Raw genomic sequence first — 3,532 nt, 5'->3', positions numbered from 1 at the left:
GCTCGCGCTCGTCGCGAGCCGCGCCACGCGAAGCCTTGGCAGCCGCTCCCCCGCCATCTCCGGGACGCCGGCGCGTGACCTTGACCTCGCCATCCGAGACCTGATCGGCCACGGAGGGCACTGAGGGCTTCTGCTGCGCGCCCGAGGAATGGCGACGGCGCGGACGCGGGGCGCGCTCCTCCTCGCCACGTGACTTGCCGCCCTTGTCGGCAGGCGCATCGGAGGCCGAGGGACCCTTGGAAGCGGCACCAGCCTCGCGAGCAGCTGCAGCGCGGAAGGCATCCTCGCGCTCCTCGCTCGACAGGTGACGGCGGCGACGGCGCGTGGGGTTCATGCCACCGCCGCGGTTTTGCTGCTGGGGCTGTTGAGCCTCGCGCTCGCGGGAAACGTTCTTGCCCGCGGCCGCAGCCTCGGTAGCATCACCCGAGCCCGCGCGCTTGCGACGACGACGGCCACCAGCGGCCTCCTCGGCCTCGGGCGTTGCGGCATTGCCACGGCCCTTTCCGCGGCCACGGCCCTCGCCCTGCCCCTGACCGGCGCGAGCATCGGATTCAGCATCGCGACGACGGCGCTTGGGCATCGACGTGCCAGCAAGACGGTCGGCGCTCGACAGGCCATCGCCCACGTCGACGCCGTTCTCGCGGTCGAGCTCCATGAGCGCCAGGCGCATCTCGGGCGACTCGATGCGCTCGAGCACGTCGCGCGTCACGCAGTCGGGGCGGCAGTTGCAGCCCTGCTCGGCGGCCTTCTTTTTGCAGCCCTCCGAGCAGGTCATATCGGCCAGGTTGACCTTAAAGACCTTGCCGTTCTCCAGGCGCAGCACCAGCTGCTCACGCGGCGTGTCATATTCCTGAATACGCGCCTTGCCGAGCGGCGTATCGATGAGCGTCTTCTTTTTGGGCGCACGGCTCTTAAAGTCCTTGTACGCTTCGAACTCATAGCGCAGGCAGCACATCAGGCGGCCGCAAACGCCGCTGATCTTGGAGGAATTGAGCGGCAGGTCCTGCTCTTTTGCCATGCGGATCGAGACGGGCTCAAACTGTCCGCCAAAGCGCGTGCAGCAGAGCTCCTGGCCGCACTGGGCATAGCCGCCCACCAGGCGAGTCTCGTCGCGCACGCCGATCTGGCGCATGTCGACGCGAATGTGCAGCGTCGAGGACAGATCCTTGACGAGCTGACGAAAATCGACGCGCTCCTCGGCCGCAAAGTAGAACACGGCCTTCTCGCCGCCAAACAGGTACTCGACGCCGACCGGCTTCATCTCGAGGTCGAGCTCCTTGACCAGGCGACGGAAATCGACCATGGCCTCGTCGCCTTGGATGGCCAGATCATCGGCAAGCTGCAGGTCGATGTCGCTCGCCACGCGCAGCACGGGCTTGAGCGGCTGGCCGATCTCGTCCTGCGGCACCTCGAAGGGATCGGCCGTGACCAAGCCGATCTCGGTTCCGCGCTCGGTGGAGCAGATAGCATAATCGGCCTCGAGGATATCCAGATCCTGCGGGTCGAACCACAGGTCGCGCGAGGCGTAGGTAAACTTAACGGGTACGACTAACGGCATTTCAGTGCCTTCCTGATATCGAACAGCATGACCTCGATGGCCAGCTGGGGAGTAACGTTTCTGGCGATGTTGCGCTCGGCGGTTGCGACCGCCTCGAGCACCTGGGTGGCACCCGCAACATTGGTCGCGGCGGCAAGCCGACCGATCGTGTCGCGCACATCCTCGTTCACGACGTCGGCCGCCTCATCCTGAAGCGTCAGCAGCACGTCGCGCATGAGCGTCCGCGCGCTCGCCAGCGCTTCCATGATACCCGAACGCTCGCGCGCGTTGAGTTCGCGCTTGTTGCGGTCCTCAAGCTGCTTCAATGCTCCACGCGACAGGTAGTCGGCATTTTGCTCGAGCACCTTTTCCTGCGTGGACTTGACCTCGGCGAGCGGCGCCTTGACGGCGACGATGAGTGACTTGGCGCGGCTGAGCACGTCGGCCTCGTCGGCGGCAATGAGCGAGTCGATGGCACGGACCATCTGACGGCGGGCGTCCTGGCGCTCGGCGCTCTTAAGAAACTCGATGCCGCGTGTGGGGCTTCCCGCCACGGCGACCGCCATGCGGCAACGCGCAGGGTCCTGACCGGTGGCGCGGCTCACGGCCTGCGCGGCGACGGCGGGCGATACCAGCCGAAACGGCACGCACTGGCAACGACTCACGATAGTGGGCAGCATCACGTCGGCCGAGGTGCCCAGCAAGATAAACATAACGCCCTCGGGCGGCTCCTCGAGCGTTTTGAGCAGTGCGTTGGCGGTGTTGGCACGCAGTTGCTCGGCACGGTCGATGATGTAGACCTTGGCCTTGGCACGGATGGGCGCCAGTGGCACGTCATCGAGCAGCTCGCGGGTCTGGGCAATGAGGTAACCCGTGGCGCTCTCGGGCGTGTAATAGTGCACGTCGGGGTGCGTATGGCGGGCGACGCGCACGCAGCTATCGCATGAGCCGCAGCCATCCTGCTCGCACAGGAAGGCTTGGGCGAGCGCCCACGCGGCGTCGAGCTTGCCCGCGCCGGGCGCGCCCAAAAACAGGTAGGCGTGCGATGCGCGACCGCTAGCGACGGCATTGGTCAAAAAGTCGCGCACGCGCTCTTGGGTGTCGAGCTTGGCCAGCAGGCTTGCCTGAGCGGGGGCCATGTTACTCGGCCTCCTTGGCAAGCGCGGCGGCGACGGCTTCCTGCGGAATGTCGAGACCGTACGCGCGAACCTGCTCGACCGTCTTCTCGAAGACTTCCTCGACGGTCGTAGTGGCGTCGATGAGCTTTACGCGGTCTGGCTCCTCGGCAGCAATTGCGCAAAAGCCCTGGTAGACACGCTCCTGGAATGCCATGCCTTTTGCCTCCATGCGATCTGCCGCACCACGGGCTGCCATGCGCAGCGCCGCCTGCTCGGGCGTGATGTGATAGACGAGTGTGAGCGCCGGGTGCGTACCCGCGACGGCCAGGTTGTTGGCGTCGCGCACTATCTGGCGATCGAGGCCATCGGCAAACGCCTGGTAGCAGGTCGTGGAATCGTAGAAGCGATCGCACAGGACCACCTTGCCGGCCGCAAGGGCGGGGGCTATGACCTCGTGCACCAGCTGGGCACGCGCAGCCTCGTAGAGCAGCAACTCGCAGGTGTCGCCCATCGCCATATTGGCGGGGTCGAGCAGCAGGGCGCGGATCTTTTCGCTGATGGCGGTGCCGCCCGGTTCGCGCAGGCTCACAACCTGGTGGCCAGCGAGCTCGAGCGCGCGGGCAAGCAGGCGCGCCTGCGTGGACTTGCCGGCACCGTCGACGCCCTCGAGCGTGATAAAGCTATGTTGAGCAGGCTCAAAAGCCATGGGCGCAGCCCCTTCCTACAAGGCGCGTAAATGCAGATATATCAACCAAGCCATGATACCCCAGCGTCCGGCGCACCCCAAATCGAACCTAGTCATTAGGGCGGCAGTTAGGGACGATCCTAAACTGCCGGCAGAGACGATATGAGCAGGACATAAAAACATTGAGAGCCC

3 protein-coding genes are annotated in these 3,532 nt (G+C 65.6%); all 3 read right to left on the bottom strand.

The window, feature by feature from the left end; translation table 11 throughout:
* On the bottom strand, positions 1–1,558 hold a 1,558-nt coding region (locus DXD48_RS07855; RefSeq protein WP_117564768.1), incomplete at its 3' end, for a regulatory iron-sulfur-containing complex subunit RicT.
* Positions 1,549–2,676 carry an ATP-binding protein gene (locus tag DXD48_RS07850; RefSeq protein WP_117564739.1) on the bottom strand — a complete coding sequence of 376 codons (1,128 nt, stop codon included), beginning with the start codon at positions 2,674–2,676 and terminating at the stop codon, positions 1,549–1,551. The genes DXD48_RS07855 and DXD48_RS07850, both read right to left, overlap by 10 nt.
* A 1-nt stretch (position 2,677) precedes the next feature.
* Complete coding sequence (tmk, locus tag DXD48_RS07845; protein WP_117564738.1) at positions 2,678–3,361, bottom strand: dTMP kinase; 684 nt, start codon at positions 3,359–3,361, stop codon at positions 2,678–2,680.
* Between the last annotated feature and the right edge of the window lie 171 nt (positions 3,362–3,532).

The organism is Collinsella sp. TM05-37 (genome assembly GCF_003436455.1).
GTDB lineage: Bacteria > Actinomycetota > Coriobacteriia > Coriobacteriales > Coriobacteriaceae > Collinsella.
This window is presented reverse-complemented; position numbering and strand designations above follow the sequence as displayed.